Source organism: Streptomyces sp. NPDC094143, from assembly GCF_040303825.1.
Classification (GTDB): domain Bacteria; phylum Actinomycetota; class Actinomycetes; order Streptomycetales; family Streptomycetaceae; genus Streptomyces.
On the sequence record NZ_JBEOTZ010000002.1, the window covers coordinates 216,559 to 228,995 of the forward strand.

The 12,437-nt window shown below is 68.8% G+C and carries 14 protein-coding genes; 5 read left to right on the top strand and 9 right to left on the bottom strand.

The features are described 5' to 3' along the window. Nucleotides 1–135 precede the first annotated feature (135 nt). The 5 genes from ABTZ58_RS03430 (at nucleotide 136) to trxA (ending at nucleotide 5,114) form a co-directional block, all read left to right on the top strand. Nucleotides 136–1,848, top strand: coding sequence for a protein kinase family protein (locus ABTZ58_RS03430; protein ID WP_351349917.1), 1,713 nt, complete (start codon nucleotides 136–138; stop codon nucleotides 1,846–1,848). 24 nt (nucleotides 1,849–1,872) lie between these two features. Continuing rightward, nucleotides 1,873–2,592, top strand: a complete 720-nt coding sequence (sigM, locus tag ABTZ58_RS03435) for an RNA polymerase sigma factor SigM (protein ID WP_351349919.1) — start codon at nucleotides 1,873–1,875, stop codon at nucleotides 2,590–2,592. Beyond that, a complete protein-coding gene (locus tag ABTZ58_RS03440; protein ID WP_351349921.1) occupies nucleotides 2,589–3,602 on the top strand; it encodes an anti-sigma factor family protein in 1,014 nt (337 codons plus the stop codon). Before sigM ends, ABTZ58_RS03440 begins: the two co-directional genes overlap by 4 nt. 166 nt (nucleotides 3,603–3,768) lie before the next feature. Continuing rightward, the gene (gene trxB / locus ABTZ58_RS03445) at nucleotides 3,769–4,737 is read left to right on the top strand and encodes a thioredoxin-disulfide reductase (protein WP_309093697.1); all 969 of its coding nucleotides are present in this window, start codon (nucleotides 3,769–3,771) and stop codon (nucleotides 4,735–4,737) included. A 44-nt stretch (nucleotides 4,738–4,781) separates the two neighbouring features. Beyond that, nucleotides 4,782–5,114, top strand: coding sequence for a thioredoxin (trxA, locus tag ABTZ58_RS03450; RefSeq protein WP_010032728.1), 333 nt, complete (start codon nucleotides 4,782–4,784; stop codon nucleotides 5,112–5,114). Nucleotides 5,115–5,208: 94 nt separating this feature from the next. Here the strand turns inward: trxA and ABTZ58_RS03455 are convergent, their stop codons facing one another. The 9 genes from ABTZ58_RS03455 to rpmH all read right to left on the bottom strand — a co-directional run bounded on the left by ABTZ58_RS03455 (nucleotide 5,209) and on the right by rpmH (nucleotide 12,146). Beyond that, nucleotides 5,209–5,826, bottom strand: coding sequence for a GNAT family N-acetyltransferase (locus ABTZ58_RS03455; protein WP_351349924.1), 618 nt, complete (start codon nucleotides 5,824–5,826; stop codon nucleotides 5,209–5,211). A gap of 320 nt (nucleotides 5,827–6,146) precedes the next feature. Further along, a complete protein-coding gene (locus ABTZ58_RS03460; protein ID WP_351349926.1) occupies nucleotides 6,147–7,247 on the bottom strand; it encodes a ParB/RepB/Spo0J family partition protein in 1,101 nt (366 codons plus the stop codon). Next, nucleotides 7,244–8,320, bottom strand: a complete 1,077-nt coding sequence (locus ABTZ58_RS03465; RefSeq protein ID WP_351350395.1) for a ParA family protein — start codon at nucleotides 8,318–8,320, stop codon at nucleotides 7,244–7,246. The genes ABTZ58_RS03460 and ABTZ58_RS03465 overlap by 4 nt, the downstream gene beginning before the upstream one ends. A gap of 265 nt (nucleotides 8,321–8,585) precedes the next feature. Then, the gene (rsmG, locus tag ABTZ58_RS03470; protein ID WP_094054798.1) at nucleotides 8,586–9,302 is read right to left on the bottom strand and encodes a 16S rRNA (guanine(527)-N(7))-methyltransferase RsmG; all 717 of its coding nucleotides are present in this window, start codon (nucleotides 9,300–9,302) and stop codon (nucleotides 8,586–8,588) included. A 124-nt stretch (nucleotides 9,303–9,426) separates the two neighbouring features. Continuing rightward, complete coding sequence (locus tag ABTZ58_RS03475; RefSeq protein WP_351349928.1) at nucleotides 9,427–9,939, bottom strand: Jag family protein; 513 nt, start codon at nucleotides 9,937–9,939, stop codon at nucleotides 9,427–9,429. Nucleotides 9,940–9,954: 15 nt separating this feature from the next. Then, nucleotides 9,955–11,241: a membrane protein insertase YidC gene (gene yidC, locus ABTZ58_RS03480; protein ID WP_351349930.1), complete on the bottom strand. Its 1,287-nt coding sequence runs from the start codon at nucleotides 11,239–11,241 to the stop codon at nucleotides 9,955–9,957. A gap of 3 nt (nucleotides 11,242–11,244) precedes the next feature. Next, nucleotides 11,245–11,619, bottom strand: coding sequence for a membrane protein insertion efficiency factor YidD (gene yidD / locus ABTZ58_RS03485; protein ID WP_351349932.1), 375 nt, complete (start codon nucleotides 11,617–11,619; stop codon nucleotides 11,245–11,247). Further along, nucleotides 11,616–11,987: a ribonuclease P protein component gene (gene rnpA / locus ABTZ58_RS03490; protein ID WP_351349934.1), complete on the bottom strand. Its 372-nt coding sequence runs from the start codon at nucleotides 11,985–11,987 to the stop codon at nucleotides 11,616–11,618. Before rnpA ends, yidD begins: the two co-directional genes overlap by 4 nt. Nucleotides 11,988–12,008: 21 nt before the next feature. Next, nucleotides 12,009–12,146, bottom strand: a complete 138-nt coding sequence (gene rpmH / locus ABTZ58_RS03495) for a 50S ribosomal protein L34 (RefSeq protein WP_003956500.1) — start codon at nucleotides 12,144–12,146, stop codon at nucleotides 12,009–12,011. Nucleotides 12,147–12,437 lie beyond the last annotated feature (291 nt).

A 12,437-nucleotide genomic window follows, 5' to 3' on the forward strand; every position in this document is an offset into this window, starting at 1 on the left:
GGGGGAGGCGCACAACCATCGTCAGCCACCGCGTGTCGTGCATAGCGGCGGACTGTGGGCACAATTGGTTTCGGCGTCGGACGGCGCGCAACGGCTGCCGGCCGGCGCGCAATGGATGGGGAGGCAGGAACGACGGTGGCGGAACGGAGTACGGCTGCCGTCGACGTGGCAGACAACAGCGGCGACACGTCGCTGACCGCACAGGCGGACCAGTCCACGGCCGACGGGGTGGCCAAGAACCGGGAGCGGGACACGGACAGCGACGAGGTACAGGAGAGCACCCGGGCCGGCGGTTCCGGAAAGACCTCGACGCCTGAGCTGCACAGCGGTCACAAGCTCGCCAGACGCTACCGCCTGGAGGAGTGCGTCACCCGTCTGGACGGTTTCAGCAGTTGGCGTGCCGTGGACGAGAAACTCCGCCGTGCCGTCGGCGTGCACATCCTGCCCGCGGGCCACTCACGGGCCCGGTCCGTCCTGGCCGCCGCCCGCTCCTCCGCGCTCCTCGGCGACCCGCGCTTCGTGCAGGTTCTGGACGCGGTGGAGGAGAACGACCTCGTCTATGTGGTCCAGGAGTGGCTCCCGGACGCGACGGAGCTGACCACGCTCCTCGCCTCCGGGCCGCTGGAGCCGTACGACGCCTACCAGATGGTCAGCCAGGTCTCCGCCGCCATGGCCGCCGCCCACCGTGAGGGCCTCGCCCACCTGCGCCTGAACCCCAACGCCGTCCTGCGCGCCTCGACCGGCCAGTGGCGCATCCGCGGCCTCGCTGTGAACGCCGCGCTGCGCGGCATCTCGTCCGACACCCCGCAGCGCACCGACACCGAGGCCATCGGCGCCCTGCTGTACGCGGCGCTGACCCAGCGCTGGCCGTACGAGAGCGACGCCTACGGGCTGTCGGGGCTTCCGAAGGACATCGGCCTCATCGCACCGGACCAGGTGCGGGCCGGGGTCCACCGCGGCCTGTCCGAGCTCGCCATGCGCGCCCTCGCCAACGACGGTGCCACCGCCTCACGGCACGAGTCGCCGTGCACCACGCCCGAGGAGCTGGTGAAGGCGATCGGCGAGATGCCCCGCATCCGCCCGCCGGAGCCGGCGTTCACCGCCCCGCCCGAGTACCAACGCACGACCTACCAGCAAGGCACGTACGGCCGCCAGGCCCCCGGCGCCGCCCAGCCGATCGTGCCTCCGCCGCCCCCGTTGCAGAGCCGCACCGGCAAGGCCCTGAAGTGGGCCGTGTCCGCACTCCTGATCGCCGCGCTGGGTCTGGGCAGCTGGCAGCTGGCCGACGCCCTCATGGACCAGGGCGGCACCTCGGACGACCCGACCAAGACGCAGAACAACGAGGGCGGAGACAAGAACAAGAACCGCCCGGCCCCGAAACCGCTCGTGATCAAGGGCTCCGAGGAGTACGTCGCCAAGGGCCAGGCCCAGCACGCCGCCGACGTCGGCAAGACCTACGACGGCGACACGTCCACGGGCTGGCGGACCAACAGCTACCTCGACGGTCCGAAGATGGTGATAAAGCCGGGTGTCGGCATCGTCTACGACCTCGGATCCGAGCAGCAGGTCTCGGCCGCGTCCCTGTCGCTCCGGTACGGCGGCGACCACACCACGGTCGAGCTGTACGCTACCGACTCCCTCGGTTCCTCCACTCCGCTGAGCTCCATGAAGAAGCTCGGCGACGCGACGACGAGCGGCACCTCCGCGAAGGTCACCGTCGACAAGCCCGTGCAGAGCCGGTACGTCCTGGTCTGGCTGACGGCGCTGCCGTACTCGGGCGCCGACCCGTCGAACTTCAGCGACCCGGGTTACAAGCAGGCCATCACCGAAGTGAAGTTCACGGGCTGAGAGCCGACCGAGGGGAGGGGTTCCATGGGGGACCGCGCCGAGCACAGCGGTGCCACGGATCAGGATCTCCTCGCCCGGCATGTCGAGGGCGACCCCGATGCCTTCGGTGAGATCGTCCGGCGGCACCGCGACCGGCTCTGGGCCGTCGCCCTGCGGACGCTGGGGGACCGCGAGGAGGCCGCTGACGCGGTTCAGGACGCCCTCGTCTCCGCCTACCGGGCCGCCCACACCTTCCGGGGCCAGTCGGCCGTCACGACCTGGTTGCACAGGATCACGGTGAACGCCTGCCTGGACCGGGCCCGCAAGGTCGCCTCCCGGAAGACCTCCCCCGTCGACGACACCGAGCGGCTGGAGCAGCTGCTGGAGCCGCACGAGTCGGCCTCGGCCCCCGCCGAGCGCAACGATCTGCACCGGCAGCTCGTCGAGGCGCTGGGCACGCTGCCGGCCGACCAGCGCGCGGCGCTGATCCTGGTGGACATGCAGGGCTACCCCGTCGCGGAGGCGGCCCGCATCCTCGATGTGCCGACCGGCACGGTGAAGAGCCGGTGCGCACGCGGCAGAGCGAGACTCCTGCCGCTGCTCACCCACCTCCGGCCGGAGGGCAGCGGCAAGAAGACGGGCGCGGAACGGAACCGGACGCCGGAGTCGGCCGTCCCACCCGCAGCGGGGCCGCTCCCAGCGGAACCGCCGGACCCAGGACCGAGCGACTCAGCTGTAGTGAAGGGCGGAGGTGGACGAGCGTGACGTCGACGACCGACATGGCCGGGCACCCGGACGTCGCGGAGATCTCCGACCTCGCCGAGGGCCTCCTCCCACCAGCCCGGAGCAGCGACCTGCGACGGCACCTCGACTCGTGTGAGCTCTGCGCGGACGTCTACGCGTCCCTGGAGGAGATCCGCGGGCTGCTCGGCACCCTGCCGGGCCCGCCGCGCATGCCCGCCGAGGTCGTCGGCCGCATCGATGCCGCTCTCGCCGCCGAGGCTCTGCTGACGGCCACGCGTCCGGAGGTCTCCGAGAACCCGGCCGCACCCACCGATGCTTCCGGCTCAGGGCCGGGCTCCGCTGCCGAGTCCGACGAGGGCGCCCGTCCCGACAGCGACTCCGGCTCCGACGCCCGCCCCGGCTCCGGCTCGGAGGACGACAGCGGTGCGCATGTTTCACGTGAAACATCGACGCCCGTTGACCGGCCCGCCGGACGCCCTCGCTCCTCCACCACCGGCCCGGGACGCAAGGGACGCACACGGAACGGACGTCGCAGGATCGCCGTTCTCGGCACCGTCTTCACCGTCGCAGCCCTGGGCCTGGGATCCGTCCTGCTGTCGTCCCTCGGCGACGGGCAGCCCGCGCATGACACGGCAGAAGGTCGGCAGACCGCCCCCGCGGACACCTTCTCCGAGGGGAAGCTGCGGAGCCAGGTCTCCGGCCTCCTCTCCGAAAACAAGAGCGAGACCGAGGGCGGCGGCGACTCACGCAGCCCCTTCGGTGCGGCCACTGCCCCGGGCACCAACCACCCCAGGGTCCTGAAGGGGGTCGTAGTACCCGGCTGCGTGCGTGACGGCATCGGGCGTGAGGACAACGCCCTCGCCGTCGAGAACGGCAGGTACCAAGGGAAGAAGGCCATGCTCGTGCTGCTTCCCGACGCTGCCGACGCGACGCGGGTCACCGCCTACATCGTCGACGCGACGTGTGTGGATCAGCAGGGCTCCGCCTCCAAGGGCACGGTCCTCCTGGAGCGCTCCTACCCGTCTCCCTGAGCCGGCGCTTCGCCTCTCTCCCCCGCGGTATCCGCGCGGTGGGACATCTCCGTGTGCCCGGACACAGCGGGAATGCGCGCCCCTTAGGATCCGTTGGGTGGGGTGAGAGCTCCGAGAGAAGCTCCCACCGGTCCAACGACGCAGTCCAGAGACGAGGAATCAAGCCGTGAGCGACGTCCGAAACGTGATCATCATCGGCTCCGGGCCCGCCGGTTACACGGCGGCGCTGTACACCGCACGCGCGTCGCTGAAGCCCCTGGTGTTCGAGGGCGCTGTCACCGCGGGTGGTGCGCTCATGAACACCACCGACGTCGAGAACTTCCCGGGCTTCCAGGACGGCATCATGGGCCCCGAGCTCATGGACAACATGCGCGCCCAGGCAGAGCGCTTCGGCGCCGAGCTCGTCCCGGACGACGTGGTGGCCGTCGACCTGACCGGTGAGATCAAGACCGTCACGGACACGGCCGGTACCGTCCACCGGGCCAAGGCCGTCATCGTGGCGACGGGCTCACAGCACCGCAAGCTCGGTCTGCCGAACGAGGACGCCCTCTCCGGTCGCGGCGTGTCGTGGTGTGCCACCTGTGACGGGTTCTTCTTCAAGGACCAGGACATCGCCGTGATCGGTGGTGGCGACACCGCGATGGAGGAAGCCACCTTCCTGTCCCGGTTCGCCAAGTCCGTCACCGTCGTCCACCGCCGGGACACCCTGCGAGCCTCCAAGGCCATGCAGGAGCGCGCCTTCGCCGACCCGAAGATCTCGTTCGTGTGGGACAGCGAGGTCGCCGAGATCCAGGGCGACCCGAAGCTCTCCGGCCTGAAGCTGCGCAACCTCAAGACCGGCGAGCTCTCGGACCTGCCGGTGACCGGTCTGTTCATCGCCATCGGTCACGACCCCCGCACCGAGCTCTTCAAGGGCCAGCTCGACCTGGACGAGGAGGGCTACCTGAAGGTGAACGCGCCGTCGACGCGCACGAACCTGCCGGGTGTCTTCGGTGCGGGCGATGTCGTGGACCACACCTACCGGCAGGCGATCACCGCGGCCGGGACCGGCTGCTCCGCCGCTCTGGACGCCGAGCGCTTCCTGGCCGCTCTCGCGGACGAGGAGCAGCCGGAGCCCGAGAAGACCGCTGTCTGACCCCTCCCTACCCGCCCCACGCACCAACAGTTAAGGAGCCCGCCGTGGCCGGCACCCTGAAGAATGTGACCGACGACTCCTTCGAGCAGGACGTCCTCAAGAGCGACAAGCCCGTGCTGGTGGACTTCTGGGCCGCCTGGTGCGGTCCGTGCCGTCAGATCGCGCCGTCCCTCGAGGCGATCGCCTCCGAGTACGGCGACAAGATCGAGGTCGTCAAGCTGAACATCGACGAGAACCCGGGTACGGCTGCCAAGTACGGCGTCATGTCGATCCCGACCCTGAACGTCTACCAGGGTGGCGAGGTCGCCAAGACGATCGTGGGCGCCAAGCCGAAGGCCGCGATCGTCCGCGACCTGGAGGAGTTCATCGCCGAGTGAGACGGCTGAGCCGTCGCTCCGGCGGTGCATGTTTCACGTGAAACACGAATGGGCCGGCCCGGAAGGGCCGGCCCATTCGTGTGTCTGCCTGCCGCTACAGCGGTCGTAGCGCCGGTTCCTTCTGGACGGCTCCCAGAAGCCGGTCGAGTGCCATCTCCACGTCTTCCTTCCACGAGAGCGTGGATCGCAGCTCCAGTCTCAGCCGTGGGTGGGCGGGATGTTGCCGGACCGTCTTGAAGCCCACCGCCAGGAGATGGTCGGCGGGCAGCACACAGGCCGGCTCCTTCCAGCGCGCGTCTCCGAATGCCTCGATCGCCTTGAAGCCGCGCCGCAGCAGGTCCTTCGCGACCGTCTGCACCATCACCCGGCCCAGCCCCTGCCCCTGGTAGCCCGGCAGAATGAACGCGGTCATCAGCTGGACGGCGTCAGGAGAGACCGGGCTCGTGGGGAAGGCCGCGGAGCGGGGGACATAGGCGGGAGGGGCGTAGAGCACGAAGCCCACCGGCACGTCATCCACGTAGACGACCCGGCCGCAGGAGCCCCAGTCCAGCAGGACCGCTGAGATCCAGGCCTCCTTTTCCAGGTCGGACGTGCCCGCCTTTACCGCTGCCTCACCGCTGACCGGGTCGAGTTCCCAGAAGACACACGAGCGACAGCGCTGGGGAAGGTCCTGAAGGTTGTCCAGCGTGAGCGGTACAAGCCGACGCCCCATGAAGGCTGTTCCTCGCTTCCTTCGCCCGCCGCATCGCAGGCGGCTGTGAGAGCACTCCGTTCCCTGAGGAGACTGCCGATGAACCCACCGACGGCTCCCAGCCCCAAACCGGCGCTCACCAGACCGGTGCGGCTCATCGTTCGCATCGCCCTAGTCTCCCTCTCAGAGGTGCTGCCGGGTGGTCGCGCCGTACCCGAACGCATCGTATCGATGATGCGATTCCATCGAAACCGCCCGAAAGGAAAGAGCGGGCCACGTTCCGGTACACACCGGACACGGCCCGCTCTGTCGGATGCACAGCCGAGACTCCGTCCGGAGACTCAGGACTCGCTTTCCTCGGAGTCGCCCTCCAGAAGACTCTTCTGCAGGACCGGCCCCTCGCCGGGAGCGAGAGAACCGAGGATCCGCTCAAGATCCTCCATCGAGGCGAACTCGACGGTGATCTTGCCTTTCTTCTGCCCGAGGTCGACCTTCACCCGCGTCTCGAAGCGGTCCGAGAGCCGCGTGGCGAGCTCGGACAGCGCGGGCGAGACCCGGGCCCCGGCCCGCGGTCCCTTGGGCCGCTGAGCCTTCTGGGGCCGCGACCCCATGAGGGTCACGATCTCCTCGACGGCACGCACCGACAGCCCTTCGGCGACGATGCGGTGGGCCAGCTTGTCCTGCTCCTCCGAGTCCTCGACGGACAGCAGGGCCCGGGCATGGCCGGCGGAGAGCACACCCGCGGCGACCCGGCGCTGCACGGCCGGCGAGAGCTTCAGCAGCCGCAGGGTGTTGGAGACCTGCGGCCGGGAGCGGCCGATGCGGTCCGCCAACTGGTCATGCGTGCAGTTGAAGTCCCTGAGCAACTGGTCGTAGGCGGCGGCCTCTTCCAGCGGGTTCAGCTGAGCGCGGTGCAGGTTCTCCAGCAGGGCGTCCAGGAGGAGCTTCTCGTCCTCCGTGGCCCGGACGATCGCCGGGATCGCCTCCAGGCCCGCCTCACGGCAGGCCCGCCAGCGACGCTCGCCCATGATGAGCTCATAGCGGGCGGGGCCCACCTGGCGGACGACGACCGGCTGGAGGAGCCCCACCTCCTTGATGGAGGTGATGAGTTCGGAGAGCGTGTCCTCGTCGAAGACCTCACGCGGCTGCCGCGGGTTCGGCGTGATCGCGTCGAGCGGGATCTCGGCGAAGTGCGCACCGATGGGCGCAGCGGGCAGGGCCGGGGCAGCGGGCTGCGCCGGTTCCTCGGTTTCACGTGAAACAGCCGGCAGCGTCGCAACCTTCGCTGCGGCCACCCCACGGTCGTGGGGCAGCACGGGCACTGCCGCAGGAGATGTGGCAGCGGCACCCCCCGTCGCGGCCTGGGCCACCGACTTCTCTGTCGGGGCGGCAGGGATCAGTGCGCCGAGACCACGGCCCAGCCCCCTCCGTCGCTCGCTCACTGAATGCCCTCCACCATGCTCGGGTCGTTCTGCTGTGCGCCGATGTGGGCGTGTGTGGCGTCATAGCTGATGCCCACGCCCCTCAGCGCGATCTCTCGTGCCGCCTCAAGATATGAGAGGGCACCACTCGATCCTGGATCGTAAGTCAGGACCGTCTGCCCGTAGCTCGGCGCCTCGGAGATACGGACGGACCGGGGGATACTCGTCCGCAATACCTCGTCGCCGAAGTGCGTGCGCACCTCCTCGGCGACCTGCGACGCCAGACGCGTCCGGCCGTCGTACATGGTGAGCAGGATGGTCGACACGTGCAGGGTGGGGTTGAGGTGCCCCCGCACCAGGTCGACGTTGCGCAGCAACTGGCCCAGACCCTCCAGCGCGTAGTACTCGCACTGGATCGGAATCAGGACCTCCTGGCCCGCCACCAACGCGTTGACCGTCAGAAGTCCGAGCGAGGGCGGGCAGTCGATGAGGATGTAGTCCAGCGGCTGCTCGTACGCCTGGATGGCGCGCTGCAGTCTGCTCTCCCGCGCCACCAGGGAAACCAGCTCGATCTCCGCACCGGCGAGATCGATCGTGGCGGGGGCGCAGAAGAGACCCTCCACATCCGGAACCGGCTGGACGACCTCGGAGAGCGGCTTGCTCTCCACCAACACGTCGTAGATGGACGGAACTTCGGCATGGTGGTCGATTCCCAGCGCGGTGGACGCGTTCCCCTGCGGGTCGAGGTCGACCACCAGAACCCGGCCGCCGTGCAGAGCCAGCGACGCGGCCAGGTTGACGGTCGTCGTCGTCTTGCCCACACCGCCCTTCTGGTTGGCGACCACGATGATTCGGGTCTGCTCGGGCCGTGGCAGGCCCTCGCCGGCGCGGCCCAGAGCCTCCACCGCCAGTTGGGCAGCACGACCGATGGGAGTGTCGTCCATCGGAGGCGGTGTTTCACGTGAAACATCCGCCCCCATCGACTCGGTACGGGGACCGGGGACCGGATCGGTCATCGGTCCCGCGATGTTGGCGTCGGACCGCAAGGATTCACTCTCCTCGACTTCAGGCTCGCAATGAACAGAGCCTCCCATGTCTTCGGGGTCGCGAACCAGTGAGGCCTGGCGTTCTGTGGAGAAATCCACCTCTGTGGACAACTCGGTTCCCTCGTCGAGTGAACCGAGGGGCTTACGGTCGCGGGGTTCGGCCGCAGCGCGGCCACGACTGATGATGCCGTGCAGCAGTGAGCGACGTTTCACGTGAAACACGATGCAGGGCAGCCACGGCCGGACAGCCGCGACACTCCGGCATGCGTAGGTTTGGCAGCTTGTGTGGAGTACGTCTCGTCCGCAGGACGGATCAGCGCCGCCGACGCGCGCGGCCTGTCCGAGCCGCCTTGGCCCGCTTCGCGGCGAAGCGCACGCCACCCGGGCTCTCCCCGACCTCGACCCGCACGACTGTGGACATCGGGTCCACCACGCCCTCGCCCACATGCAGGATGGAGGTTCCCACGGCTCCCAGCTTGCTGAGGGCCGTCGAGGCGCTCTTCAGCTCCTCCTCGGCCGCATCGCCCTTCAGCGCGAGCATCTCTCCGTACGGGCGCAACAGCGGAATGCCCCACGTGGCGAGACGGTCGAGGGGCGCGACGGCTCGGGCGGTCACCACATGGACGGGCTGGATCTTCCCCATCACCTCTTCGGCCCGGCCGCGCATGACCGTCACATGATCGAGGCCGAGCAGCTCCACGACCTCGGTGAGGAAGTTGGTTCGCCGCAGCAGCGGCTCCAGCAAGGTGATCTTCAGGTCCTCCCGGACCAGCGCCAGCGGAATGCCCGGCAGGCCGGCGCCCGAGCCGACGTCGCACACCGTCACGCCCTCGGGCACGACCTCCGAGAGCACGGCGCAGTTCAGCAGGTGCCGCTCCCACAGACGGGGCACTTCGCGTGGACCGATGAGACCGCGCTGCACGCCCGCCTCGGCGAGCAGCTCGGCGTAGCGCACCGCATCCGCGAAGCGATCACCGAACACCTCTCGCGCCTGCTCGGGCGCGGGGGGAAGCTCCGCTGCCTCCGTCACGGGGGACCGTCCTTCCGTACCGCGTCGGCGCACCCGGCGCCGACATCAGAACCACAGAACTATCAGGCTGACAAAGTTCGGCCCCGTCTGCGCAACAGACGGGGCCGGGAAAAGCAGGGGCCGATCAGACGGGCAGCACGACGACGAAGCGCTGCGGCTCCTCGCCCTCGGACTCGCTGCGCAGTCCGGCGGCCTTGACCGCGTCGTGCACGACCTTGCGCTCGAACGGCGTCATCGGCTGCAGCTTCACGGCCTCGCCGCTGCTCCTGGCCTCGGCCGCGGCCTTGGCACCCAGCTCGGACAGCTCGGAGCGCTTCCGGGCGCGGTATCCCGCGATGTCGAGCATCAGACGGCTGCGGTCACCGGTCTCCCGGTGCACGGCCAGACGAGTGAGCTCCTGGAGCGCTTCCAGCACCTCGCCGTCACGGCCGACCAGCTTCTGCAGGTCGCGGCTGCCCGTGTCGCTGATGATCGATACGGAGGCACGGTCGGCCTCGACGTCCATGTCGATGTCGCCGTCGAGGTCGGCGATGTCGAGCAGACCCTCCAGGTAGTCCGCCGCGATCTCGCCTTCCTGCTCCAGGCGAGTCAGGGTGTCTGCACCCTCGGCAGCGGCGGAGGTGGTGCCTTCCGTCACGGGATGGACTCCTTCTTACTTCTTGGACGGGGACTTGGGCCGCTGGGGGCCCTTGCGCTGCCCGGACTGGGCCTTGCTGCGGGTACCGCCGGCGGGCTTCGCGCCGCCCTTCTTGGCAGCGGCGGCGGGCTTGGCGTCCTCGGGCACGTCGGACTTGGTCAGCGAGGTCTTCGGCTCCTGCTCACCGGCCGCCTTCACACCTCCGACGGCGCCGGACTGGCGCTGCGCCTTGGTCTGCCGCTTGGGCTGCTGGCGCTTCGGCGTACCGGTGGTGGTCGGCGTACCGTCCTCGGCCTGGACGGCGGCAGCGGCTTCGCTCTTGATCACGGTGCCGTCGGCCTGCGCGGCGAGTCCGGCCTTGCTCAGCCCGTTGATGAACTTGCGCTCGTACTCGTTGCGGTCCCGGCCCTTGGCGACGATGGCCTTCACGATGACCCGGTCCCGGCGCCGGGAGACCTTCTCGCGCTGCGTGACGTGCTTGTGCAGTCGCTCCAGGTACTCGGACTGGGCCTTCGAACCCGGCGTCGGGTTGTTGCGGATGACGTACATCTGCTGGCCCATGGTCCACACGTTGGTGGTCAGCCAGTAGACGAGGACACCGACGGGGAAGTTGATGCCGAAGACGGCGAACATGACCGGGAAGACGTACATCAGCATCTTCTGCTGCTGCATGAACGGCGTCTTCACCGTGGTGTCGACGTTCTTCGTCATCAGCTGGCGCTGGGTGAAGAACTGCGACGCCGACATCAGGATGATCATGACGGCGGTGACCACGCGGACGTCGGTGAGGGTCGCGCCGAGCGCCTCCACCTTCGACGCGCTGTCGGTGAACTTCACGGCGAGGGGGGCACCGACGATGTGCGCCTTCTGCGCGCTCTGCAGCAGGTTCTCGTTGATCACACCGACGGTGTCGTTCGAGGCGATGCTGTTGAGCACGTGGTACAGGGCGAAGAAGAACGGGGACTGCGCCAGGATGGGAAGGCACGAGGAGAGCGGGTTGGTGCCCGTCTCCTTGTACAGCTTCATCATCTCTTCGGACTGACGCTGCTTGTCGTTCTTGTAGCGCTCCTGGATCTTCTTCATCTCGGGCTGGAGCGTCTGCATCGCCCGGGTCGCCTTGATCTGCTTCACGAAGAGCGGGATCAGGCAGATACGGATCAGGATCACCAGGGACACGATCGACAGGCCCCAGGCCCACCCGGTGTCGGGGCCGAAGATGGCGCCGTACACCGAATGGAACTGGACGATGACCCAGGAGACGGGTGTGGTGATGAAGCTGAAGAGGCTGGCAATCGTGTCCACTAATCATGCTCCTTGGGCATGGGACGGTGTCTCTGCGGCCGGGCTCGAAGGACTCGACGGACTTGCGGGAGAAGTCTGTCCCTCGGTGGCCGGGTCGGCGGCGGAGGGCCCGCCCTTGCGTGCGCGCCACCCGTTGCGCAGCATCTCGTGCCACCGCGGACGCTTGCGCGGCGGGACATGGTCCACACCGCCCAGCGACCACGGATTGCACCGCAGGATGCGCCAGGCCGTGAGTGCCGTTCCCTTGATGGCACCGTGCCGGTCGATGGCCGTGTAGCCGTAGTGGGAGCACGACGGGTAGTACTTGCAGACCGGCCCGAGCAGTGGACTGATCGTCCACTGGTAAAGCTTGATCAGAGCCAGCAGCGGGTACTTCATCGCGCGCCCCCTCCCAGCAGCCGCTGAAGGGCGGCGTCCAGGTCTCGGGCCAGCTGTGCATGGTCGGCGTCGCCCGATCCGGGCAGCGCTCGTACGACTACCAGGCTACCGGGGGGCAGCTGGACGACTCGCTCGCGCATCAGGTGGCGAAGCCTGCGCTTGACCTTGTTGCGCACGACCGCGCCACCTACGGCCTTGCTCACGACGAAACCCGCACGCGTCGGGGGAGCGCTCTCCCCAGGCGCATGCGGGTCCGTGGCACCGCTTCGAAGGTGGACGACGAGGGTCGGACGGCCTGCCCGACGACCTCGTCGTACCGCGGTCGCGAAGTCCTCGCGCCGCCTCAGCCGGTTCTCGGTGGGCAGCACGATGTCATGACCTGATCGGGATCAGGCGGACAGGCGGGCGCGACCCTTGCTGCGGCGGGACGCGAGAATCGCGCGGCCGGCACGGGTGCGCATACGCAGCCGGAAGCCGTGGGTCTTCGCGCGACGACGGTTGTTCGGCTGGAAGGTGCGCTTGCTCACTCGGGGGCTCCAGAAAGAATCGGTGGTTGCGGGGTGCCGTCCTGGCTGTCACCGTGCGCCCACGAGTAGCTCGCAGTTACGCCCGAGTGCACCGCTGACCGATCACCCCAGTGATCTGTGCCCATCGGAGGCAGGCGGCAGCAGCCATCGACAACTCGACCTGGTTACGGTACGCGCGGCTACGCCATCCGGTCAAACCAGGAGTCGCCGGGAGACACTTGTCCACAGGCTGGGGACAACAACTTGAACCGTACCCGTCGCCCTGACTACCGTGACTGGACTCCGATTCGT

Coding starts and splice junctions, on each gene's coding strand:
- sigM (WP_351349919.1), top strand. CDS start 1,873: ATGGGGGACCGCGCCGAGCACAGCGGTGCCACGGATCAGGATCTCCTC.
- ABTZ58_RS03455 (WP_351349924.1), bottom strand. CDS start 5,826: ATGGGGCGTCGGCTTGTACCGCTCACGCTGGACAACCTTCAGGACCTT.
- ABTZ58_RS03465 (WP_351350395.1), bottom strand. CDS start 8,320: ATGGGAGGCTCTGTTCATTGCGAGCCTGAAGTCGAGGAGAGTGAATCC.
- yidD (WP_351349932.1), bottom strand. CDS start 11,619: ATGAAGTACCCGCTGCTGGCTCTGATCAAGCTTTACCAGTGGACGATC.